The 23804-nt window shown below is 66.7% G+C and carries 22 protein-coding genes and 1 pseudogene; 12 read left to right on the forward strand and 11 right to left on the reverse strand.

Annotation, left to right across the window (positions count from 1 at the left end):
• The first annotated feature begins 32 nt into the window (after window positions 1-32).
• From QZM72_RS03450 to QZM72_RS03490, 9 genes are all read left to right on the forward strand, one after another.
• On the forward strand, window positions 33-947 hold the full coding sequence (locus QZM72_RS03450) for a LysR family transcriptional regulator (protein WP_301737170.1): 915 nt from the start codon (window positions 33-35) through the stop codon (window positions 945-947).
• Window positions 948-1405: 458 nt separating this feature from the next.
• The gene (gene dapA, locus QZM72_RS03455; protein WP_301737171.1) at window positions 1406-2302 is read left to right on the forward strand and encodes a 4-hydroxy-tetrahydrodipicolinate synthase; all 897 of its coding nucleotides are present in this window, start codon (window positions 1406-1408) and stop codon (window positions 2300-2302) included.
• A 13-nt stretch (window positions 2303-2315) separates the two neighbouring features.
• On the forward strand, window positions 2316-3482 hold the full coding sequence (locus tag QZM72_RS03460; protein ID WP_301737172.1) for an iron-containing alcohol dehydrogenase: 1167 nt from the start codon (window positions 2316-2318) through the stop codon (window positions 3480-3482).
• Entirely contained in the window at window positions 3479-4756 is a 1278-nt protein-coding gene (locus QZM72_RS03465; protein WP_301737173.1) for a four-carbon acid sugar kinase family protein, read from the forward strand. Before QZM72_RS03460 ends, QZM72_RS03465 begins: the two co-directional genes overlap by 4 nt.
• Before the next feature lie 11 nt (window positions 4757-4767).
• Window positions 4768-5793: a 4-hydroxythreonine-4-phosphate dehydrogenase PdxA gene (gene pdxA, locus QZM72_RS03470; RefSeq protein WP_301737174.1), complete on the forward strand. Its 1026-nt coding sequence runs from the start codon at window positions 4768-4770 to the stop codon at window positions 5791-5793.
• A gap of 110 nt (window positions 5794-5903) precedes the next feature.
• On the forward strand, window positions 5904-7322 hold the full coding sequence (locus QZM72_RS03475) for a sodium:solute symporter family protein (protein ID WP_301737175.1): 1419 nt from the start codon (window positions 5904-5906) through the stop codon (window positions 7320-7322).
• Between the two features lie 23 nt (window positions 7323-7345).
• The gene (locus tag QZM72_RS03480; protein WP_301737176.1) at window positions 7346-8533 is read left to right on the forward strand and encodes an exo-alpha-sialidase; all 1188 of its coding nucleotides are present in this window, start codon (window positions 7346-7348) and stop codon (window positions 8531-8533) included.
• 104 nt (window positions 8534-8637) lie between these two features.
• Complete coding sequence (locus tag QZM72_RS03485; RefSeq protein WP_089471605.1) at window positions 8638-9444, forward strand: DeoR/GlpR family DNA-binding transcription regulator; 807 nt, start codon at window positions 8638-8640, stop codon at window positions 9442-9444.
• Between the two features lie 12 nt (window positions 9445-9456).
• The gene (locus QZM72_RS03490) at window positions 9457-10161 is read left to right on the forward strand and encodes an SDR family NAD(P)-dependent oxidoreductase (RefSeq protein ID WP_301737177.1); all 705 of its coding nucleotides are present in this window, start codon (window positions 9457-9459) and stop codon (window positions 10159-10161) included.
• Here QZM72_RS03490 and QZM72_RS03495 read toward each other — a convergent pair.
• The 7 genes and pseudogenes from QZM72_RS03495 to rbsK all read right to left on the reverse strand — a co-directional run bounded on the left by QZM72_RS03495 (window position 10136) and on the right by rbsK (window position 17263).
• A complete protein-coding gene (locus QZM72_RS03495) occupies window positions 10136-10432 on the reverse strand; it encodes a hypothetical protein (protein ID WP_367620017.1) in 297 nt (98 codons plus the stop codon). The genes QZM72_RS03490 and QZM72_RS03495 overlap by 26 nt on opposite strands.
• Before the next feature lie 305 nt (window positions 10433-10737).
• A complete protein-coding gene (locus QZM72_RS03500; protein ID WP_034204814.1) occupies window positions 10738-11580 on the reverse strand; it encodes a formate/nitrite transporter family protein in 843 nt (280 codons plus the stop codon).
• Between the two features lie 328 nt (window positions 11581-11908).
• On the reverse strand, window positions 11909-13264 hold the full coding sequence (locus QZM72_RS03505; RefSeq protein WP_301737178.1) for a nitrate regulatory protein: 1356 nt from the start codon (window positions 13262-13264) through the stop codon (window positions 11909-11911).
• Window positions 13265-13359: 95 nt separating this feature from the next.
• A pseudogene (locus tag QZM72_RS03510) lies at window positions 13360-13961 on the reverse strand (integrase core domain-containing protein); the annotation flags it as partial.
• A 16-nt stretch (window positions 13962-13977) separates the two neighbouring features.
• The gene (locus tag QZM72_RS03515) at window positions 13978-14925 is read right to left on the reverse strand and encodes a dihydrodipicolinate synthase family protein (RefSeq protein ID WP_301737179.1); all 948 of its coding nucleotides are present in this window, start codon (window positions 14923-14925) and stop codon (window positions 13978-13980) included.
• A gap of 43 nt (window positions 14926-14968) precedes the next feature.
• The gene (locus QZM72_RS03520) at window positions 14969-16288 is read right to left on the reverse strand and encodes an MFS transporter (RefSeq protein ID WP_089471609.1); all 1320 of its coding nucleotides are present in this window, start codon (window positions 16286-16288) and stop codon (window positions 14969-14971) included.
• Window positions 16289-16348: 60 nt separating this feature from the next.
• Window positions 16349-17263 (reverse strand): ribokinase, encoded by a 915-nt coding sequence (rbsK, locus tag QZM72_RS03525; RefSeq protein ID WP_301737180.1) that lies wholly within the window; start codon window positions 17261-17263, stop codon window positions 16349-16351.
• A gap of 253 nt (window positions 17264-17516) precedes the next feature.
• On the opposite strand from rbsK, the gene QZM72_RS03530 reads away from it, so the two are divergent.
• Window positions 17517-18581, forward strand: coding sequence for a LacI family DNA-binding transcriptional regulator (locus QZM72_RS03530; RefSeq protein ID WP_301737181.1), 1065 nt, complete (start codon window positions 17517-17519; stop codon window positions 18579-18581).
• Window positions 18582-18596: 15 nt separating this feature from the next.
• Here the strand turns inward: QZM72_RS03530 and QZM72_RS03535 are convergent, their stop codons facing one another.
• From QZM72_RS03535 to QZM72_RS03550, 4 genes are all read right to left on the reverse strand, one after another.
• Window positions 18597-19565: a lysozyme inhibitor LprI family protein gene (locus QZM72_RS03535; RefSeq protein WP_301737243.1), complete on the reverse strand. Its 969-nt coding sequence runs from the start codon at window positions 19563-19565 to the stop codon at window positions 18597-18599.
• 299 nt (window positions 19566-19864) lie between these two features.
• The gene (locus QZM72_RS03540; RefSeq protein ID WP_301737182.1) at window positions 19865-20029 is read right to left on the reverse strand and encodes a hypothetical protein; all 165 of its coding nucleotides are present in this window, start codon (window positions 20027-20029) and stop codon (window positions 19865-19867) included.
• Between the two features lie 47 nt (window positions 20030-20076).
• Window positions 20077-21201 (reverse strand): Fic family protein, encoded by a 1125-nt coding sequence (locus QZM72_RS03545; protein WP_301737183.1) that lies wholly within the window; start codon window positions 21199-21201, stop codon window positions 20077-20079.
• Window positions 21202-21290: 89 nt separating this feature from the next.
• The gene (locus tag QZM72_RS03550; protein ID WP_301737184.1) at window positions 21291-22187 is read right to left on the reverse strand and encodes a LysR family transcriptional regulator; all 897 of its coding nucleotides are present in this window, start codon (window positions 22185-22187) and stop codon (window positions 21291-21293) included.
• 129 nt (window positions 22188-22316) lie between these two features.
• On the opposite strand from QZM72_RS03550, the gene QZM72_RS03555 reads away from it, so the two are divergent.
• Window positions 22317-23042 (forward strand): pirin family protein, encoded by a 726-nt coding sequence (locus tag QZM72_RS03555; RefSeq protein WP_089471614.1) that lies wholly within the window; start codon window positions 22317-22319, stop codon window positions 23040-23042.
• Window positions 23043-23101: 59 nt separating this feature from the next.
• The gene (gene wrbA, locus QZM72_RS03560) at window positions 23102-23704 is read left to right on the forward strand and encodes an NAD(P)H:quinone oxidoreductase (protein WP_012337108.1); all 603 of its coding nucleotides are present in this window, start codon (window positions 23102-23104) and stop codon (window positions 23702-23704) included.
• Window positions 23705-23804 lie beyond the last annotated feature (100 nt).

The raw sequence follows: 23804 nt of genomic DNA on the forward strand, positions 1-23804 counted from the left end.
TATCTTTGCTAAAACTCAAAGATGGAGGCGTGATGAATTTCGACGGACGATTGCTGTCGGGAATGAGTGTGCTGGCCGCGGTAGTCGAGGCCGGCAGTTTCAGCCGCGCAGGCGAAGTGTTGGGGCTGTCGGCCTCTGGCGTGAGCCGATCGATAGACCGGCTGGAGGAAAGGCTTGGCGTGCGTTTGCTGAACCGCACGACGCGCACGCTGCACCTCACGAGCGAGGGCAAGAGCCTGTATGAACGCGCTGTGCCGCACCTCGAGGGCATCGAGGAGGCGGCCAGCTATGTTTCCGGTGCCGCCATCTCGGTGCGCGGAGCATTGCGGGTCGGCTTGAACCCGATCTTTGCCCGCTATGTCCTGGCGCCGAAACTCCCCCTCCTGCGCGAACGCCATCCGAGTCTCGAGCTGACGATCGTGCAGCAACCGGACGTGGGCGATTTGGTGACCGAGGGCATCGATGTCGCAGTGCGGTTCGGGCCGCAGCCGCCGTCAACCATGACGTCACGACTGCTGCTACAGACGCGCGTACTGACGGTGGCGTCGCCGGAATATCTGGCGCGGCGTGGCCGGCCCAAGCGACCGGAAAAGCTCCTCGATCACGAGTGCATCCAATACATCGATCCGCGTCGTGGCAAACCGTTCTCATGGGAATTCCATCGCGGTCGGGAAGTACTGCCGGTGGATACCCGCGGCCATTTGACTACGACCGATGTGGATTTCATGGTCCAAGCCTGTGTGAACGGCGCCGGCATTGCTCAGGTGCTCGCCCTCAATGTCGCGCATCTGATCGCCGACGGGGTGTTGATCGAGTTGTTCCCGGAGTGGCCAGGCGAAACTTACCCGTTGTACGTCACCCGCCCCTCGCGCCGGCTGGCGCCTGCAGCGGTCGAGGCCTTCCTGGATTTCTGCTCAGAAATCTGCGCGAACATGGAGGCAGCTTAAGCCGGTTCGGGCAAGCAGTATTTGCGTAACCGGCTGCGCACTGGCACGTCGACACTCCCCCCACCGTAACCCGCCGTCATGCGGGCCGTCCGCCGGGCCACCGCCGCACCGGCCGCTTGCGCGCATTAGATAGCACCGGCGGCCGAAACTGAAGCGTTCGCGCATTTCGGGGCGCCGCGGCGACCAAAAATGATTGAATTAGTCATATCAGGGTTTTCATTGACTGTTTCGATCATGATATCGGCTAAAATGCACACACCGAGCAATCCAATTGATCGAATCGAGCATTTGAGCCGGCGAACGTACCGCCCACCCCGTTTCGTCATACGAGTTGCGTCGGCTGGAGTACGGAGTGGCGCGGTCGCGACCGCAAGCGCGCGCGCTGAGCCGCTATCGACACGAGACACAACCCACGAGACGGCGATTCCGTCCGCCGTCCCTTCCGCGATGGAGCCTGCATGTCAATTTCGTTCAGGGGAATCGTTCCCGCGCTGATCACGCCGATGACGGCGGACGAGAACGTCGATGAAGACGGTCTGCGTGCGCTGGTCGAGCGGCTGATCGAGGCCGGCGTGCACGGGCTCTTCGTGCTCGGCACCAATGGCGAATTCATCGCGCTGAATGAAGAAGAGAAGCTGCGCATCGCGCGGATCGCGGTCAGCCAGGCGCGTTCGCGCGTCCCGGTCATCGCGGGCACCGGCGCGTATGCAACGCGTGACGTGATCGACCTGAACCGGAAGATGGCCGATACCGGCGTCGGCGCGGTGTCGGTAATCACGCCGTATTTCAACGGTGCGACGCAGCCGGAGCTCTACGCGCACTACAAGAAGATCGCCGACGCGACGCCGCTGCCGGTCATGCTGTACACGATTCCGGCGAAAGCCGGCATCACGCTGACCGTCGATACGGTGCGCCGTCTTGCGGAGATTCCGAACATCCGCGGCATCAAGGACAGCGGCGGCGATTTCGACCGCTTGCTGCAACTGATCAACCTGCGGCGCGACGACTTCTCGGTCTTCACCGGCACCGATTCGATGATCCTCTGGACGCTGATCGCCGGCGGCGACGGCGCGGTCGCCGCGACGACCAACGCCGTCCCGGATGTCGTGATGTCGATCTGGAACAAGTTCCACGCCGGCGATATCGCCGGCGCGCGCGCCGCGCAGGAATCGCTGCGCGCGCTGCGCGACGCGTTCGCACTGGGCACGATGCCCGTCGTGCTGAAAACCGCCGCGCAGATGCTCGGGATGCCGGCCGGCCCCGCGCGCGCGCCCGCGCAGCCGCTCGACGACCACGCCCGCGAGCGCCTCGCGCAAGCGCTCTCCGTCTACCGCGACACCGCGCGCGGCCACTGAAACAGGTCCCTGCATGACGACTCACCACTTCCAGACAGTCAAGCACATCGTTCACGGCGCCGGCAGCCTCGCGACGCTTCCCGACAAGCTCGCGCTGCTCGATACGCCGGTCGAGCGTATCGCGCTGATCACGCAACCGTCGATGGAAGCGCTCGGCATCGTCGATCGCGTGATCGAATCGCTCAACGCGAAGGACGTCGACGTGCGCGTCATTCGCGGCGTCGAGCCGGAGCCGACGATCGGCAACGTCGAGACCGTGTTCAACGAGCAGATCGAGCCGTTCGCGCCGCAGGCGATCCTGTCGATCGGCGGCGGCAGCGTGCTCGATGCGGCGAAACTGTTCGCAGTCCGTCTGACCAACGACGAGCCGCTGCGGAACTGGCTCGGCATCGACCTGATCAAGCGCCCCGGCGTGCCGATGATCCTGGTGCCGACGACAGCCGGTACCGGCTCCGAGGTCACGCCGAACGCGATCGTGACGCTGCCGGACGAATCGTTGAAGGTCGGGATCGTCAGCCGTCACCTGCTGCCGCAAATCGTCATTCTCGATGCGGAGCTGACGCTCGGCCTGCCGAAGCCGATCACGGCCGCGACCGGCATGGATGCGTTCGTGCACGCGCTCGAATCGTACATCTCGACGAAGGCGAACCCGATCAGCGACATGTACGCGATGGAGTCGATGCGGCTGATCGGCGCGAACATCGTCGAAGCCTATGAAAACGGCCAGTCGCTGAAGGCGCGCGAAGCGATGATGCTCGGGTCGATGTATGGCGGCCTCGCGCTCACCGCGGCCGGCACCGCGGCCGTGCACGCGCTCGCGTACCCGCTCGGCGGAATGTTCAACGTCACGCATGGCGTCGCGAACGCGATGCTGCTGCCGCACGTGATGGCGTTCAATCTCGACGCGATCGAAGGCCGCTTGTCGAACGTCGCGCGCGCACTCGATCTCGCATCGAACGCCGACACGGACACGGTCGCGGCCCGCAAGCTGATCGACAAGATGGAGGAATGGACCGCCGCCGTCGACATTCCTCAGGATCTGCGCAAGTTCGGCGTGTCCGACGAGCATCTCGATGCGCTCGCGGTCGCCGCGTCGAAGGTCAAGCGCCTGCTCGGCAACAATCCGAAGGCGCTGACGCTCGACGACATGAAGTCCATCTACCGGCGCCTGCTGCCGTGAACGCACCCGCACAGCCCGCGGCACGGCTCCTGATCGTCGCCGACGACATGTCGGGCGCGGCCGACTGCGCGGTCGCCGGGTTGCGTCACGGCCTGACGGCAATGGTCGTGCTCGACGCCACGCACGCGGCGGCGCCGTCGCACGGCGTCGACATCCTGTCGATCGACGTGGACTCGCGCCGCGCGCCGAAGGACGTGGCCGCCCGGCGCACCGTCGATGCCGTCGCGTCGCTGTCGGGCACCGGCACGCGGGTCTACAAGAAGATGGACTCGACGCTGCGCGGCAACTTCGCGGCGGAAGTCGCCGCGCTGGCCTCACGCGTCGGCATGGCGATCGTGTGCCCAGCCTACCCGGCCTCGGGACGCACGACCATGGACGGCCGCCAATGGGTACGCGGCGTGCCCGTGGAAGCGAGCGAATACTGGCGCAACGAACACATCACGGGCAAGGCCGACCTCGTTGCATTGCTGTCTGCCGAGGATCTGCGTGTCGCCTGCGCGGCAATCGGCACGGTGCGCGGCAACACAGATGCACTCGCCGCGCATCTGCGCAACCTGCAATCCGACCGCGTGCAAGCCGTCGTGTGCGACGCGGAATCCGACGGCGACCTGCAGCGCATCGCCCGCGCGTCCGCGGCGCTCGACGATGTGTTCTGGGTCGGCTCGGCCGGGCTGGCGCCCGCCGTCATCGAAGCCCTGGATCTGCCGCGCAGGACGAGCGGCACGGCGATCGGCCATCCGCCTCCGCAACGGCCCGTGCTGACGGTCGTCGGCAGCATGTCGAGCATTTCGCACGCGCAACTGGACTGCCTCAAGTCGAACGCGGGGCCCAATCTCGTTGCACTCGAAGTCGCCGTGTCGGCGCTGGATGACTCGCAAGGCGACGTCACGACCGTGGTAAGCGACGCGCTGCGTCGCGGCCGCCATGTTGTCGTCTCGTTGAGCCAGGCGCAACGCGGCGACGTCGACGACGGGCTGCTGTTCTGCACGCGGCTCGCCGCGCTGCTCGCGCCTGCCGTGCGCCACGCCGGCGCAATCTTCGCGACCGGCGGCGAAACGGCGCGCGCATTGCTCACCGCGGCCGGCGCGAGCGCGCTGCGCGTGGTCGACGAAATCGAAGACGGCATGCCGCTGCTCGAATGCCGGCTGCACGATAGCGCACTGCCCGTCGTGACCAAGGCGGGCGGCTTCGGCCGACCCGAATCGATTTATCACGCCTGGCGCCGGCTTGCGAACACAGGCAACCCGGCCGATACGGCTCAAACCAATTTGTGAAGGGAATCGCCATGGACAACCGTCCCATCATCGGCATCACCATGGGCGACGCGGCCGGCGTCGGACCGGAAATCATCATGAAAAGCCTCGCGCATGCATCCGTGTACGAGCAGTGCCGGCCCGTGGTCGTCGGCGACGCCGCGCGCCTGCGCGATGCAGGCCGCAGAGCCGGCATCGACCTCCAGGTGCGCGCGGTCGGCCGTCCGTCCGAAGGCGCGTTCCGTGTGGGCGTCGTCGATTGCATCGACCTCGCGCTGATTCCAGCCGACCTGCCGTATGGAAAGCTGTCGGCGATCGCGGGGGACGCCGCGTATCAATACATCGCGCGCACCGTCGAGCTGACCTCGAAAGGCGAGCTCGACGCGATCTGCACCGCGCCGCTGAACAAGGAAGCGCTGCATGCCGGCGGCCATATCTTCCCCGGCCACACGGAAATGCTCGCGCATCTGACCGGCATCGACGAAGTGTCGATGATGCTGGTCGCACCCAATCTTCGCGTGATCCACGTGACGACGCACATCGGCCTGCTCGACGCGATTCGCAAGATCGAGCCGGGCCTCGTGCAACGCACGATCGAACGCGCACACGACACGCTGGTGCGCGCCGGCATCGCGAATCCGCGCATCGGCGTGTGCGGGATCAACCCGCATGCCGGCGAGAACGGCCTGTTCGGCTACGGCGAAGAGGAAGAGAAGATCGTACCGGCGATCGAAGTCCTGCAGGCGCGCGGCTGGGACGTGGAGGGTCCGCTGCCGGCCGATACGCTGTTCTTCCGCGCGGGCCGCGGCGACTTCGACGTGGTCGTCGCGATGTATCACGACCAGGGACACGGGCCGGTCAAGGTGATGGGCCTCGAAGCCGGCGTGAACGTGACGGTCGGCCTGCCCGTGATCCGCACGTCCGTCGACCACGGCACCGCGTTCGACATCGCGGGCAAGGGCATCGCCGACGAACGCAGCCTGCTCGAAGCGTTCCGCCAGGCCGTGGATCTCGCGACGCGGCGCAACGAGCCGTCGCCGGTCGCCCGCGTCGCGTAAGCGGTCCGCACGCAACGACACGCAGCACCGTCGAGCGATACCGGCCGGCACAGGCCGGATTGCCCGACGCATCGAACGCACATCAACCGAAGGTAACGTGGAGACAAGCGATGGCCACCTTCAGTTATTGGGATACCGCCACCATCATCGGGATGGTGATCGCCTACATCGTCATTACGAGCGTGGTCAGCATCAGGCTGCGCAGCCGCAATTCCGAACAATTCATGGTGGCGGGGCGTTCGATGCCCGCGCTGGTGGTCGCGATCCTGCTGATGTCGGAATTCATCGGCGCGAAATCGACCGTCGGCACGTCGCAGGAGGCATTCTCGGCCGGCATCGCCGCATCGTGGTCGGTGCTCGCGGCCGCCATCGGCTTTCTCCTCTTCGGTCTCTTCATGGCAAAGCGCCTGTATGCATCCGGTGAATTCACCATCTCCGGGTTCATCGCGCAGCGCTACGGGCACGGCGCGAAGCTCGCGGTCTCCGCGATCATGATCTACGCGCTGTTCGTCGTGAACGTCGGCAACTACGTGAGCGGCGCGGCGGCGATCTCGACGGTGATGCGCATCAACCTGCCGACGGCCGCCGTCATCACCGCGATCGTCAGCACCATCTATTTCGTATGGGGCGGCCTCAAGAGCGTCGCATACCTGACGGTCGTGCACAGCGCCGTGAAGCTGCTCGGTATCGCCATTCTGGTCGGCGTCGCGTGGAAGCTGTCGGGCGGCATCGCGCCGATGGCACGGAGCATGCCCGCACACTACTTCACGTGGACCGGCGCGTTGTCGGGCGGCACGATCGGCGCATGGATCATCGGCACGGCCGGTGCGATCTTCTCGACGCAGTTCATCATCCAGGCGATTTCGGCCACTCGCAGCCCCGAGGGCGCGCGTGCGTCGTCGCTGATCGCCGCGTTCCTGTGCGTGCCCATCGCGCTCGCGCTGGGCTTCATCGGCGTGGCGGCCAAGTATCTGTATCCCGGCGTCAAGAGCCTGTACGCGCTGCCGGTGTTCCTGCAGCACATGAACCCGATCCTGGCCGGCGTCGTCACGACGTCGCTCGTTGCATCGATCTTCGTCAGCGTGTGTACCGTCGCGCTGGCCATCGCGTCGCTGATCGTGAAGGATTTCTATGTGCCGCGCTTCAATCCGACGCCCGACGTCGAACTCAGAATGACGCGCTGGATCTCGCTGGTCGTCGGCTTCCTGCCGCTGATCTTCGTGTTGTTCGTCCCGCAGATTCTCGCGCTGTCGTTCTTCAGCCGCGCGCTGCGGTTGTCCGTGTCGATCGTCGCGCTGATCGGGATCTACCTCCCGTTCTTCAGCGGCAAGCGCGGCGCCGTGTGGGCCCTGATCGTCGCCACGATCGCCACCACGCTTTGGTACTTGCTCGGCAACCCGTTCGGCATCGACAACATGTACGTCGCACTCGTGACGCCGGCCATCGTGCTGGTGCTCGGCAAGCTGCTGTTCCATGGCGAGGGCGCCGACCTCCACGACAAGCGGCTCGCGCATCGCGAATCGCACTGACGTCGCCCATCCAGAGAGATTTCATGAGCACGAATTTCGTTGAAGCGGCGCGCGCCGCGTCGGATCATTGCGTTCGCACGGCCTATGCCGACGCGGAGCGTCAAGAGGCGTTTCTGCCCACCGCGTGCGTGCAGAACCATGCGGCCAACCTGCACTGCCTCGACAACGGCGACCTGCTGTGCGTATGGTTCGGCGGTACGCAGGAAGGCATTCCCGACGTGTCGATCTACCTGTCGCGGCTTGCGGCCGGAACGAACGAATGGTCGGCGCCGCGCAAGCTGTCGGACGACCCGACCCGCTCCGAACAGAACCCGGTGTTGTTCACCGCACCCGACGGCCGCCTGTGGCTGATCTACACCGCACAGCTGTCCGGCCATCAGAACACCGCGATCGTGCGCCGCCGCGTGTCGACGGACGGCGGCGTCACGTGGGGCCCCGTCGAAACGCTGTTCGACCGGCCGGGGACGTTCGTGCGCCAGCCGATCGTCGCCCTCGACAGCGGCACGTGGATCTGCCCGATCTTCCTGTGCCGCACGGAACCCGGCGAGCGCTGGGTCGGCAACGACGACGTCAGCGCGGTCATGGTGTCCGACGACCAGGGTCGCACGTGGACGCTGCACGAGGTGCCGGACAGCGTCGGGTGCGTGCACATGAACGTTCACGTGCTGCACGACGGGACGCTACTGGCGCTCTACCGCAGCCGCTGGGCCGACTTCGTCTACGCGAGCCGCTCGGCGGACGGCCGCACGTGGAGCGCGCCCGAGCGCACCGACGTGCCGAACAACAATTCGTCGATCCAGTTCACGGTGCTGCAGAACGGCCACCTCGCGCTCGTGTTCAACGAAAGCGACGCGTCGCACAGCAAGGCGCGCCGTGCGTCGCTGTACGACGACATCGAGGATTCGGAGGACAGCGGCGAGCTGCGCGACCAGAAGGCATCCGTGCGCGGCACCGCGTTCTGGGGCGCGCCGCGCGCGCCGATGTCGCTGGCCATCTCGGAGGACGGCGGCAGGACGTGGCGGCGCCGCCGCAACCTCGAAATCGGCGACGGGTACTGCATGACGAACAACTCGGCGGACCAGCGCAACCGCGAATACTCGTATCCGTCGATCGTGCAGTCGCGGGACGGCGCATTGCACATCGCGTTCACGTGGTTCCGCCAGAAGATCAAGTACGTGCGCGTCGACGAAGCGTGGGTTCGCGGCCGATGACGCTCGCCGCGACAACTGGCCGGTCAGTGCGGCAATTCGATAAACTTGTCGATCGAGATGCGCGCGATCGCGCGCCGATGCGATCAGACCAGGAAATCACGCACATGAAAGTGACCAGGCGCCGGGAGGCGATGCTGCAGGCCGTGCTCGGCGGCATGACGGACGTTGCGACGTTGTGCGAGCACTTCGGGATGTCCGAGGCGACGGTGCGCCGCGACCTGCGAGCGCTGGCGAGCGACCGCCGCATCCTGCGCACGTACGGCGGCGCCGCCGCGGTCGGCGGCCATGAGCCGGAACCGTCGCTCGAGGAGCGGCGCGTCAGTTCGCAGGAACAGAAGGAAGCGATCGCGCACGCGGCGAGTTCGTTCGTCGAGGACGGCGACACCGTGTTTCTCGACGGCGGCACCACGACGGCGGCACTCGCGCGTCTTCTCGCCGGCCGGACCGACATACACGTGGTCACCAACAACCTGCTGGTCGTGAGCCCGCTCGTGTCGTCGGGCGTGCCCGTGACGGTGATCGGCGGCGACGTGCGGTCGTCCAGCATGAGCACGCTCGGGCCGCTCGCGCAGATCGCGCTGAGCCGGCTCAGCGTCGACAAGGCATTTCTCGGCGCCGACGGCGTGGTCGCCGAGCTGGGATTGTGCGAGGCGAGCAGCGAGCAGTCGTATCTGAAGGAATGCGTGATGCGGCAGGCCGCCGAGGTGTTCGTGCTCGTGACCGCCGACAAGCTCGGGCGCGCGAGCCAGCAGCACTGGACGCCGCTCGAACGCGACTGGACGCTCGTGACGGATGACGGCGCGCTGCACGAGCAGCTCGAACCGTTTCATGCGCAGGCGCGGATCACGGTTCATGCAGTCAGCACGAACGCGACGACCGCATCCGGCGGTTCACCGCAGGTTCACACGTAACAGGGAGAAATCGTGGCGCAACGGGAGCAATCGGGTTCGGGTTCACGTCATGCCGTCGTCACCGGTGCGTCGTCGGGGATCGGCCGCGCGATCGTCGCGCGTCTTCTCGCCGACGGCTGGCGTGTCACCGGACTGTGCCGGTCGCACGTCGAAACGGCGCACGATTCGCTGACGATCGTGCCGGTCGACGTCACCGACTTTGCGGCGCTCGCGCCCGTGTGCGACGCGCTGGGCGCGGCCGACGCGCTCGTGCATGCGGCCGGCTTCATGCGTACCGCGCCGCTCGGTCAGCTGTCGCACGACGACGGCGCGGCGATGTGGCGGCTGCACGTCGAAGCCGCGACGTTTCTCGCCGATCGCCTGGTGCCGCGGATGCCGGTCGGCGGACGCATCGTGCTGCTGGGCAGCCGCACCGCGAACGGCGCGGCCACGCGCAGCCAGTATGCAGCGACCAAATCCGCGCTCGTCGGTCTCGCGCGATCATGGGCCGCGGAACTCGCGCCGCACGGCATTACCGTGAATGTCGTCGCGCCGGGCGCGACCGACACGCCGTTCCTGCGCGATCCGGCGCGTGCGGCCACACCGCCGAAGCTGCCGCCGATCGGGCGATTCATCACACCCGACGAAGTCGCCGCGCTGACCGCGTTCCTGCTGAGCGCGGACGCAAGCGCGATCACCGGGCAGCAGATCGTCATGTGCGGCGGCGCATCGCTTTGACGCTTCGCGCTGCCGCGTATCGAATCGCGAGCGCGCGCGGCCCGACATCACCGCTGCTGGATCGACGCGGCGCCCGTAAAAGGCTGCGGCCGCCCGCCTCCTGACCAGCGATCATCCAGCCGGGATAGCTCGGCGGCAACGCACTCACGGCATCCAGACGCGCAAGCTCGTCGCCGGTCGGCACGACGTCCGCCGCGCCGAGATTGTCGTCCAGCTGTTCGACCCGTTTGGCGCCGATGATGACGCTCGTGACATACGGCTTCGCGAGCAACCACGCGAACGCGATCCGGGCATGAGCAAGGTAAGCGCTTACGCCGGCATGCCACGCTCTCGTGCTTGGATCGCAAGCTCTCGAAGGCGTATTAGCCGAATCTTCGCAGCGCCCCTATCACTGCTGCACCGGCGCAACGCGTGCGGACACGAACAGAACGTGGCTCTCGGACTTTGCAGCCGGCGCTTTCACGAGTTTTCCCATGAGCAGTATCTGTGGTCACTGTTAGCAGAAACTTCGAACGCCAACACCCGGTGCGCGTTTCAGCGCCTCGCCGGCGTTCGGTTGCGGCTTGCGCAGCGCGATCAGGCCTTACGCGCGACGACACCCACCGGCGAAGCGGGCGCGCGTTTCGGCGCGGTCTTGTAGTGCGTGCTGTACAGCGCCGCGCCGACGAACACCAGCCCGCCGACCAGGTTGCCGAGTACCGTCGGGATCTCGTTCCACAGCAGATAGTCGACGATCGTGAAATGGGCGCCGAGCATCAGGCCGGACGGGAACAGGAACATGTTCACGACCGAGTGCTCGAAGCCCATGTAGAAGAACACGAGGATCGGCATCCACATCGCGATCACCTTGCCGGGTACGGACGTCGACATCATCGCGGCGACCACGCCGGTCGACACCATCCAGTTGCACATCACGCCGCGCACGAACAGCGTGAGCATGCCGGCGGCGCCGTGCGCCGCATAACCGAGCGTGCGTGCTTCGCCGATGCCGCCGATCTTCTGTCCGATTGCGTTCGGCGCTTCCGAAAAGCCGAATGTGAAGATGATCGCCATGAACAGCGCGACCGTCAGCGCGCCCGCGAAATTGCCGAAGAACACCAGCGTCCAGTTGCGGAACACGCCACCCCAGGTCGCGCCGGGCCGGCGATCGATCACCGCGAGCGGCGCGAGCGTGAAGACGCCGGTGAGCAGATCGAAGCCGAGCAGGTACAGCATGCAGAATCCCACCGGAAACAGCAGCGAACCGGCCAGTGCGTTGCCGGTGTTGATCGTGATGCTGACCGCGAAGGCGGCTGCGAGCGCGAGGATCGCGCCCGCCATGTACGCGCGAATCAGCGTATCGCGGGTCGACATCGACAGCTTCGATTCACCGGCGTCGACCATCCTGGTGACGAATTCGTTGGGCGTGAGGTAGGCCATGGTATGCGCTCGTAAAGTTGGACGGGCAAAAAAAACGCGCCAGGCACTCGCTCGACATGCGAGTGCCTGGCGCGGACGCTGTTATCCACGTGATCGGCCGCCACGGTTCGACATGGCGTGATCGTCAGGCCGCCATTAGCCCGACGAGCGAGAGGTTCGCAATTTTTATACCAGTGACGGGAATATCGCGATGCAGGCCGGCCGGACGCGAAATGCCGGCAGAGAAGGCCGTAGCCGATCGCAGCAAATCGCACTCGCGCGGTGCAAACTGCACTTCGTGCATGCGCTTCGGGCGCCGCCGCGGTGCGTGAAGCGCGGTGCGTTCCGGTCAGGTCGTGCCGCCGTCGTGCGGTGGTTCCTGCGCGCTTCGCTGCGTACGGCGTCGCGCGGAAGGCTGCGCGTGCTCGTCGACGAATCGCTCGGGCGACGTCAGCGCGTCTTCCGCGATATCGGCAAGCGGCCGATTGCCGTCCATCGACGCCTTCTGCAGCATCCGATACGCTTCGTCCTCCCGCAGGCCGAAGCGCGTCATCAACGTATTTTTCGCGCGCTGCACGAGCTTTCGTTCGTAGAGCGCGCGACGTGCCGCGTCGAGCTCGACCTCCGCGCCGGCCAGTCGCGCCGATTGCGACTCCAGCAGGGATTTCAGGCTGGCAAGCGTCCCCAGGTCGGAGCCCGAGAGGCGTCCCGGCAGTTCGTGAACCGCCGCGCGCGCCGACAACGGACCGCCGGCGAAGAACTGGGCGAGCGCCTGGGTATGCGGGGGCGGATTGTTCCGCAACTGCGCCATCAGGCGCTCGGAGTCGCGCAGCGTTCGGTGCGCGTCGTCGATTCGCGCGTTGCACATTTCCTGCACCTGCAGCGTCAGCGCAATCTGAAGGTGCCAGAGATCATCGATGCGGGCACTCGCGGCGTCGAACCATGCTTCGCTCAGGACGGCATCGAGCGCATCGCCGGCGTGCGCCGTGCACAGTACGCGGCGCAGCTTCTCGAGCGCCGCCATGTGCGGCTCCGTCATGCGGGTCTCCCACCATGCGCTTTGCGCCGTGCTTGCGAAGCTCGCGAAGACTTCGAGACTGCGCTCCTGTGCCGCTATCAGATACAGCAGGCGCTGCTGCTGGTCCGCCGAAAACGTGCCCGCCGCGAACATGTGCGCGCCGACGGCGCGTTCCTGCCCCGCTTCCTCCTTGCCCTCGACGACGTGGACGAGGGCAATCAGCATGCGCGACACCGACGGATCCGCCCCACTGTCGGCAAACTGGAAAATCAGTTCCACCAGGCCGCCGATCACGGTACTGAACGCCTGGACGGAATCCGGCGCCGACAGCGCAAGATGGTCGATCTGTTCGCGCAGCACATCCAGCGATTCCAGGTCGAGCAGCACCCAGGCGATCAGCGACAGCAGGCGCGACGTCGAGCCGCGCGCGGGCGTCAACTCCAGATCCAGGCGTTCGCGCAACTGCGCGACGAGCGGCGCCGATTCGCCGCGCGAAGCCGCGCGTTCGGCGACAAAGCGCTTGCCGCTCGACGCCAGATAGATGCTGGTGGCGCCTCGCTCGCGCTGCAGCGCATGGATCAGGCGGCCGAGCAGGTCAACCAATTCGATCTGCTCGGCCAAGTGGCGCAGAGACGCGATTTCCTGATGCTTGGCGAGAAGCGCGAATTGCAGGGCGGTAGCAGGCATGGTGGATACTGACCGTCGACAGGGACTCGGTGCAGTGTAGTGCGGACAATAATCGTTATCTTTTTGACTGACCCGCGGCGGAATTCTGTGACCAATCAGGCAGTGAGCCTCGCGTCGATATTATCGGAATCCAGCCAGACTCGACGGACCGTGGCCGGAGGTTGGTAGTGGTGAGCGCCGTGGGGCCGGCGCCGGTTATAGAAATGACGCCAGCGTTCGATGAGCACCTTGGCCTCGGCGCGGCTGCGGAACCATTCGCGGTTTAGCAATTCGTCTCGCAGTTCGCCGTTGAAGCTTTCGACGAATCCGTTTTGCAGGGACTGCCAGGCGCAATGAAGGCCGGACCGATTGCAGCGTCTCGAAGCCAACGCATGACCTTGGCAGCGGTAAATTCTGCGCCGTAGTCCGGCCGAACGAACGCGGGCTTGCCGTACAGCCGCATGAGTCGCGATAGCGTCAAGCTCACGTCCTGCGGCCGCAGGCTGGCGCCAACCTCGATCGCCAAGCATTCGCGGGTGTATTCATCGATCGCGCATAGCATCTTCAACCCCGACCCTCCACCAGTTGATCGTGCACGAAGTCATAGCCGCCGAGTCAGGACTTCCAGCGCCTCGCGCGGGCCCGTCGGGATGGTCATTTTTTTTCGGCTGAACTCCCTCAGGCCGTCGATTACCAGCATCTGCTCGGCGATCCGGCGCGGCGCGCGTCCCCCGTTATAACGCGGCGATCCGCCGACGGAAATGTTCGGTGCCGGCCACGATCTTGTCGAGCACCGCGTCGAGCGCCCAGAAGCGTTCGCGCACGTCGTAGTCGATCGCGCGGCATTTGATCGACCCGAACGTGCCGATCCGCTGGTGATACAGCTTCGCGAGCGCCGGGTAGCCCAGCGCCTCCGATACCGCCGAGACGACGAGGAACGTCGACAGTTCGTCGGCGAGCGCCGGATTCGACTCGCCTTGCGTGCGCAGCCAGCGGTAGAGATCGGGATGGAAGTTCGTGAACACGCCGTTGAAGCCGGCGGACCCGGCCTTCATTGCGTCCCACGCGATCGCGGCGTTCGCGTTCAGGATCTTCAGCGGCGACCCCTCGGCAAGCGCGACGCGCCGCTTCACCGTCTCGAGATCGCAGCTCACGTCCTTTAGCATCACGAAGCGGCCCGTGTCGATACACGCACGCAGTTCGTCATCCGACAGAAGCCGTCGGTAAGGCGCCGGACATTCGTACAGGCCGAGCGGAAGATCCGATGGCAGCCGCGCGAGCAGCCGGTGCAGATGGTCGAGCAACGCGGCGCTGCCCTGGCGTTGCGGATCGAGCCGGTTGGTCACGAGCACGACGCCCTGCGCGCCCGATTCGGCCGCCGCGCACAGTTCGACAGCCTGCGCGTCGAGATCGTCGCTGATATGGCCCGACGCGACGACCGGCACGCGCCCCGCCACGCGCTCGACCACGAAACGCGCAAGCGCCGCACGTTCGGCCAGGCTCAGGAACTGCATCTCGCTCGATTGCGCGACCGCGAACAACGCATCCGAGCCGTGCGCCAGATACCATTCGATGAGCCGCTCGAGCCCGGCGTAGTCGATCGCGCTGGCGTCGTCGAACGGCGTCAGCATCACCGGCACGATCCCCTCGATGGTCACGTTCGATTGCTGCGGATGTTGCATCGGTTTCTCCTTCCTTCAGTGAATGCGAATGCAGGCTGCACGATCACGCCGGCAACGGTCCGGGCGCGGCGTTCGCGGCCTGTTCGGGAATCGGCTTGCGCACGAGCAGCAGATAGGCCATCGCCCCGGCGAACGCGATCGCCGCCGCCGTGAGCAGCGCGGGCACGAACGACCACTTCTGCGCAATGATGCCGGTCAGGATCGGGGCGAGCGCGCCGCCGATGAAGCCGCCGAAATTCTGGATCGCGCCGAGCGACGCGATGCGGCTCGGCGGTGCGGCCGCCGTCGCGAGCGCCCACGAGCACGCCGACGCCGCGTTGGCGAGAAAGATCACGACCGAAATGCATGCGAGCGCAACCGTATTGCTCTGCACGAGCGCGGCCGGAATCGTGAACGCGACCATCCCGAGCATCGCGGCCACCACCGCGTTGCGACGGCTCACGACCGGCGACCGGCTGCGGCGCGTGACGAAATCCGACAGCCAGCCGGCGACCAGCGAACCGACGAATCCGCACAGGAACGGCACCGAGGCGGCGAACCCGGTGCGGATCAGGCTCATGTGCCGCTCCATCGTCAGGTAGCCCGGCAGCCAGGTGAGATACACCCAGTTCAGGTACACGGAGCCGAAGAAGCCGATCAACATCCCCCACGTCGTGCCGTGCGAGAACAGGCTGCGCCATTCGGCGAAGGTCAGCTTCGGCGCCGCGGCGACGCTTTGCGCATCGGCATCGAGATAATTGCGTTCGGCAGCGGATAGTTGCGCGCGCACCGGATCGCGATACAGCGCGAACCACACGACGGCGACGACGAGGCCGAGCGCCCCGGTCACGACGAACGCCCAGCGCCAGTTGAACGACGCCACGAGAACCGACAGCAGCAGCGGCGCAAGCGCGGTACCGAGCGGCGACGCGGCATTGAAAATGCCGGTCGGCGTGCCGCGCGCACGCAGCGGAAACCAGTTGCTCACCACGCGCGCGGCCGACGGGAATTGCGGCGCCTCGCCGATGCCGAGCACGATGCGTGCGACGATGAACCAGCCGAACGTGGACACGAGGCCGCCCGACGCCTGCGCGAACGACCAGACGATCAGCCCGATGCCGAGCAGCCGGCGCGGGCCGATGCGGTCGACCAGCCCGCCGACCGGAAACTGGCACAGCGCATAGCTCCATGAGAAGGCCGACAGCAGCAGCCCCATCTGCGCGAGCGACAAGCCGAGATCGCCGCGGATCGCCGAACTCGCGACGGCCAGCGTGCCGCGATCGAGATAGTTGACGATCCCGCTCGCCATCAACAGCGCGAGCGCGATGCGTTGACCGCGCCGAATCCGGGGCGGCGCGTGCGGAACAGGTTGGTTGTCGTTCATGTCGATTGTCTCCATGTCACTGATAGGGGCCGGGTTCGGCCGTTCCGTCGCATGCGGAATTCAGGTGTCCGACCGTCCGACCTCGTCGCGCGTCGGGATCGACGTCTGCGCGCCGTGGCGCGTGACGCTGATCGCGGCCGCACGCTGGCCGAAATCGATTGCGTCGTCCATCGACGCGCCGCCGGCCCGCGCGGCTGCAAACCCGCCGACGAACGTATCGCCGGCCGCCGTCGTATCGACGGCCGCCACCGCGATCGCCCGATGGCGGCCGCTCCCCGCGCTGCCGCGCCAGCAGACGCCGCGCGCGCCGAGCGTGACCAGCACGTTGCCGGCGCCCTTCGCGCACAGCGCATCGGCGGCGCGCACGGCCGACGCGTCGTCGCCGACGGCGATGCCGGTCAGCGACTCGGCCTCGGTTTCGTTGACGACGAGATAGTCGACCCGCGCCAGCAACGCATCGAAGAGCGGTTGCGCGGGTGCGGGATTGAGCAGCACCGGCGTGCGGTGCGCGCTGGCACAGGCAATCGCGCGCGCCACGGTGGCGACCGGCACTTCGAGCTGGCACACGAGCAGCGCGGCCCCGGCGATCGCGTCGCACGCCGCGTCGATCCGGTCGGCATCGACGCATGCATTCGCGCCCGGCACGACGACGATGCTGTTCGCACCGGCGTCGTCGACCGTGATCGTCGCGACCCCGGTCGCCGTGCCGCCGATCCGGTGCAGGTGCGTCACGTCGATGCGCTCCGCCGCGAGCGCCGCGTGCAGGCGCGCACCGAACGCGTCGTCGCCGACGCAGCCGATCATCGCGACCGACGCGCCCAGGCGCGCGGCCGCCACCGCCTGGTTCGCGCCCTTGCCGCCGTGAACGGTCTCGAACGTCGTGCCGAGCAGCGTTTCGCCCGGCACCGGCAGGCGCGGCGCACGCGTGACGAGATCGATGTTGACGCTGCCGACGACGGCGATACGCGGTGACATAAGGCCGCTCACTGCTTGATGTAACCGCTTACATTTGCGGTCGAAAAAATAACCGGAATGGTCATCATCTCGGAAAATTTCACCATACGGATCGCGCAAGTGTCTGACATAATAGGGAAGCAGCAAAAAGATAGCGCTTACATTCTCGCAGGCTTGGGGGAGAATGCAAGCGGGGCATCACCAATCGAGGGTAAACAATGACGCTTTTGACGGCACACGGCAGCGGCATGGCCGCCCTGCCCGGAGACGGCCGATGAGCACCCCGCGGACCCGCCGCGGCAGCGGCCGCTCGGTGCTCGGCGACGTCGCGAAACTGGCCGGCGTGTCGACCGCGACCGTCTCGCGCGTCTACAACGATCCGGGCAAGGTGTCGGCCGACGTGCAGCAACGCGTACGCGACGCGGCGCGCGCACTGAACTGGATCCCGAATGCGGCCGGCCGCGCGCTGGCGTCCACGCGCACCCATATCACCGGCGCGATCATCCCGACCCTCGACGATCAGGTGTTTGCATCACAGGTCGCCGGCATGCAGACGGTCATGGCCGAACACGGCATCACGTTGTTCCTCGGCTGCTCGAACTACGATCCCGCGCAGGCGCTCGCGCAGGTGCGCGCGATGCTGTCGCGCGGCGTGGAAGCCGTGTCGCTGGTCGGCGAAGCGTATCCGCCGGAACTGTTCGAACTCCTTGCGATGCATCGCGTGCCGTACGTCGTCACGTATGCGTACCGCGACGACAGCCCGCACTGCTGCATCGGCTTCGACAACCGCGCGGCGTTCGCACGGCTCACCACGCACCTGCTCGACCTCGGTCATCGCGATTTCGCGATCATCATGCAGCCGTCGACGGACAACGACCGCGTGCAGGCCCGCCTGCGCGGCATTCACGACACGCTTGCCGCGCACGGGCTCGCGGTGCGCCCCGTGCATCAGCACGAAGGCGCGGCCACGATCGCGTTCGGGCGGGCGAGCCTGCGTGCGATCGCCGACGGCGACGCGGCGACGCGGCCGACCGCCGTGATCTGCGGCAACGACGCGCTCGCGCTCGGCGCGTTGCTCGAGGCGCAGGCGCTCGGCATCGACGTGCCCGCGCAGCTGTCGATCACCGGCTTCGACGACGTCGCGCTTGCGCGCGAGATCCAGCCGCCGCTGACGACGATGTGGGTCGACACCGACGCGATCGGGCGTCAGGCCGCGCATGCGTTGCTCGACGCGCTCGAGAACGGCGCCACGGGGCCCGGCCATGCGGTCCAGCCGGAGTTGCGCATACGGGAATCGGCGGCGGCGCCGGCGCGCCCAGCGCGCAACAGCAAGACATAGCGGGGCAGCACCTGCTTACTGCATCACGTCGATCGGCAGCGTCTTGTCGAGATTGTCGTGCCACGCGTTGATCGTCTTCGGCACCGTTTTCCTCCACGCGGGCACGTTCGAGTAGTAACGCATCCGGACGTTGTTCTTCGCATCGAACACGAGTAGCCCGATCCACAGATCGGTGCCGCGACGCATCACGATCGCGGCGTTCGTCGTCGCGATGCCGCGCACCCAGTACGACGTCACGTGTGCGTTGAGGCCGTCGAGATCCTTTTCGTCGGCGCTGGAGTTGACCATGTCGACGAGCGTCTGATAGTCGGCGCCGAGCAGCTTGTGCGCGACCGCGTTCTGCTGCGCGTCGGTGACGACCCGGAGGCTCAGCAGATCGGCCGGCGGTTTGGCCTGGAACTGCGCGGCGGTCACGTAGTCGCCTTCGTACATGACGCCCATACCTGCGCCGCAATCGAAATCGGCACCCTGCTGCGTGACGTGGATGCGTCCGCCCTTCCGGTCGAAATCGAGCCGGCACTTGTCCTTGCGGTAGGTGCCGCTATCGCCGTGCAGCACGATGTCTCCGTCGAGCCCGCCATCATTCGCGCCATTGTTGGCGCCCAACTCGAAATGCAGGCGCGGCACCGTGCCGGTGAACCTCAGCACACCGCCGAACGACGGGTTGTCGCTGTCGAGATACCACGTCTGCTGCCAGCGATCGGCGGCCAGCGGCGCGCCGTTCAGGCTCGCGAGCCGTTCGCGGTAGCGGTCGCCCAGGCACGACGCATCGCTGCCGCACTGGTCGCGCTGCCTGAGCCACTTCAATTGCGCCGCCTTCAGCGCGGCCGTATCGCCGCCCTTCGCGAGCGCCCGCTTCCACGCCGCCGACAGATCGCCGTCGAGCTTCGACAGCGCGGTGTCCGCACAGATCGTTTTCTCGGGCGGCGACGCGGCCTTCGCGCAGTCGAAGCCGGCCGCATGCGCGACGGGCGGCACCCACATCAGCAGCACGGCCGCCGTGACGGATGACAGGTACGTACTCCGCTTGCCACTCGTGCAACGTGCGGCGTGCTCGCGCGCATTCGATCGGTTCTGGGTTTTCGTTGTCATCGGCTTGATCGTCGCTGGGTCGCGCACCCGTAGAAGCTACCTGCACGCGACATTCGAGGCAAAAACGCCCGGCCTGGCATGCGACGCATGGCGCCGCCCGCCGAAGCGTAACCCGATTGCGCGACGCCGATCAATCGACGTTCGATGTCATCGCAACCATCTCGGCGGCCGCGCCACAGCGCACGATACCGTCACGTCACGCAGCGTTCGTCGCTGCGACCAATGGTCCCGATGAACACGATCGCGCGAGCGCCGTCAAACCCGATCGGCCCGTCGTCTTCCATCGACGAGAACCCGATGCACTGCGCGCCGCCCTGCCACACGCGCGTGGCAATCGCGCCCGCTGCATCGGCCATGCACACGACGCTTTTCGCGCGCAGGACGAGCCGAGCCGGCGATGACGTCAGCCGTCGAACGGCACCAGTTCGTAACTCGTGCTCCGGCCGCCGGACGCCGAGCGCCGCAGCATGCCCCGTTCGACGAGCTCCGTGATGTCGCGCAGCGCCGTGTCTTGCGAGCATTTCGCGAGGGCGGCCCACTTGGTGGTCGTCAGCTTCCCTTCGAAGCCGTCGAGCAGGCGATTCATGACCTTGACCTGGCGTGCGTTCATCGCGACGCCCGCGCATCGCTGCCAGAAGCGCGCCTTGATCAGCACCGCATCGAGCGTCGTGTGCGCATGATCGATGGCCCGGCCCAGCGTGTTCAGAAACCACGCGAGCCACTCGGTGACGTCGAGCGAGCCGCGCTGCGTGCGCTCCAGCACGTCGTAATACGCGTTGCGCTCGCGCTGGATCTGCGCGGACAGGCTGTAGAAACGCTGCGGGCTTCGATCGGCGCGCGCCAGAACCAGATCCCCGAGCGCGCGCGCGATACGACCGTTGCCGTCGTCGAATGGGTGGAGCGTGACGAACCACAGATGGGCGAGGCCGGCCCGGATCAGCAACGGCTCGGCCGGCGGCGCATTGAGCCACGCGAGAAAGCGCCCGATCTCGTGGGTCAGGCGGGGGGCCGGCGGCGCCTCGAAGTGCACGCGCTGCCGGCCGATCGGCCCGGAGACCACCTGCATCGGCCCGCTCGCATCCGTGCGCCATCCGCCGACCGTGATCCGCGACAGCCCCGAATAGCCGGTCGGGAACAGCGCGGCATGCCACCCGAACAGCCGCGCTTCGGTGACCGGTGCGCCCGAATGGGTCGTCGCATCCAGCACCATGTCGACGACGCCTTCGACGTGGCGATCGACCGGCGCGAGCGCGCCGATGTCGACCCCGAGCCGGCGCGCGATCGACGACCGTACCGATGCGACATTCAGGCTCTCGCCCTCGATCGCGCTGGTCTTGACGACGTCCTCCGTCAGCGCGGCCAGGCTCGCCTCGTCGCGCAACGTCAGGCCGACATCCGCCAGCCGGCCGACCAGCATGCCTTGCGCACGGCTGACGTCGGCGAGCGGCGCGGCGAGGGCCGGAAGGTCGAAGCGCCATGCCGGCCAGTCGGCCGATTCCCAGATAAAGATGCAATCTCCGCTCATCATGCGGAGATTATCCGCCCGTTCTCCGCATGACTCAACAATTTCCGCAAATTATGCGGAGATTAATCGCCTCATTCACCGCAAACAGCCGGCTACCGCACCCGGCCCGCCGGCTCCCCGAGCCGTTCCGCGAGAAACCCGATGAACGTGCGCAGCGTGACGAAGCCTTCCCGGTGCTGCGGAAACACCGCGTTGAGCGTGATCGGCGGCGGCACGTACGCGTCGAGCACCGGCACGAGCGCACCGCTGTCGAGCGCCGCGCCGACGATGAAGTGCGGCAGCAGCGCGATGCCGAGCCCCGCGATCGCCGCGTCACGCACCACTTCGCCGTTGTTCGCGACGAGCGGCCCCTGCACGTCGAACGTGCGCGCCGCGCCGTCGACGCGGAATTCCCAGCCAATCCGCCGCTCGCGCCCGTACAGCAGGCACGTATGGCCGGCGAGATCGGCCGGCGTCTGCGGCGTGCCGTGCCGCTTCAGGTAGGCGGGGCTCGCGCACGCGATCATCCGCCACGCGCCGAGCGGACGCGCGATCAGCGTCGAATCCTCGAGCGAGCCGATCCGCAGCACAAGGTCGAAGCCCTCGCCGATCAGGTCGACGCGCCGATCGGTCAGGTCGAGGTTCAGCCGCACGGCGGGGTGCGCGGACAGGAATTCGGCGATCAGCGGCGACACGTGCGTGATCCCGAACGACAGCGGCGCGCTGATCTTCAGCGAACCATGCAGCTCGGTGCTGCGCACCGACATCGCCTGTTCTGCGTCGGCGATCTCCGCGAGGATCCGCTGTGCGCGCGCATAAAACTCCTGCCCCGATTCGGTCACCGCGAGATTGCGGGTATTGCGGTGCAGCAGCCGCACGCCGAGCGATGCCTCCAGCGCCATCGTGCGCCGGCTGACGAACTGCTTGGACAGCATCAGTTGATCGGCCGCCGCCGTGAAACTGCCTGCGTCGACGGTCGCGACGAAGATCCTCAGGTCGTTGAGTTCCATATTGTCCACTCCAAAGCGACAGTCATTATCTCTACAGCGATTTATTTGTCAAATCGATTGACCTAAGATTCATCTCAACGAACGGCCGAGCCCACTTCCGAGGCCCGGCGACTTCAAGGACAAAAAATCATGATCGATATCCGTGCAGCAAACCAACGTGGCCGTGCGGAGCATGGCTGGCTCAGCTCCCGTCATACGTTTTCGTTCGCGAATTACTACGATCCGAAGCAAGTCGGCTTCTCCGACCTGCTCGTGATCAACGACGACCGCGTCGCCCCGGGCCGCGGCTTCGGCACGCACCCGCACCGCGACATGGAAATCCTGTCGTACGTGCTCGACGGCGCGCTGGAACACAAGGACTCGATGGGCACCGGTTCGGTGATCGTGCCGGGCGACGTGCAGCTGATGAGCGCGGGTACGGGCGTGCGCCACAGCGAGTTCAACCACTCGCCGGATACGCCGGTCCACTTCCTGCAGATCTGGGTCGGGCCGGCCGAAAAGGGTGCCGAGCCGCGTTATCAGCAGACGAACGTCGCGGCCGAAGACAAGCGCGGCAAGCTCGCCCTCGTCGTGTCGCCGAACGGCGATGCCGGTTCGCTGAAGATCCGGCAGGACACCCGGATTTACGCGGGCCTGTTCGACGGCGACGAAAGCGCGACGCTGGAACTTGATCCGAACCGCTTTGCCTATGTGCACGTGGCGCGCGGCAGCGTGACGGTCAACGGCGTGACGCTCGGCGAAGGCGACGGCGCACGCATCCGCGGCGAACACGCGCTGACGATCGCCGCCGGCAAGGATGCCGAGGTGCTGGTGTTCGATCTGCGTCCGGTCGAAGTGACGGCCGAATGGGCGTGACGCCCGTTCGGGAAACCGGGCCCCGCCGAGCGGGGCCCTTTTAATCGGAGATTCTCAACATGGCCAAGGTTCTGGTTCTTTACTACTCGTCCTACGGGCACGTCGAAACGATGGCGCAGCATATCGTGGAGGGCGCGAAATCGGTGCCCGGTGTCGAGGTCACGCTCAAGCGCGTGCCGGAAACGATCCCCGTCGACCAGGCCCGCGCGATCGGCGTGAAGGTCGACCAGGCCGCGCCGGTCGCCACGGTGGACGAACTCGCCGACTACGATGCGATCATCTTCGGCACGCCGACCCGCTTCGGCAACATGGCGGGCCAGATGCGCACGTTCCTCGACCAGACCGGCGGCCTGTGGATGAAAGGCGCGCTCGTCGGCAAGATCGGCAGCGTGTTCGCGTCGACCGGCACGCAGCACGGCGGCCAGGAAACGACGATCACGTCGTTCCACACGACGCTGCTGCATCACGGGATGGTGATCGTGGGCGTGCCGTATGCGTGCAGCGGGCTCGTCAACATGAACGAAATCACCGGCGGCACGCCGTACGGCGCGACCACGCTCGCGGGTGCGGACGGCAGCCGCCAGCCGAGCGCGAACGAGCTCGACATCGCGCGCTACCAGGGCAAGCACGTGGCGGAACTCGCGAGCAAGCTCGCGTCGTAACGCGGCGGCTTCCCGGGCCCACGGGCCCGCTGTCCCGCCGTTGCGCGGATACGAACGGCGCCGGGTCGACCGGCGCCGTTCGTCCTCTGCCACACGTTAG

This window comes from Burkholderia sp. AU45388 (assembly GCF_030481585.1).
GTDB lineage: Bacteria > Pseudomonadota > Gammaproteobacteria > Burkholderiales > Burkholderiaceae > Burkholderia > Burkholderia sola.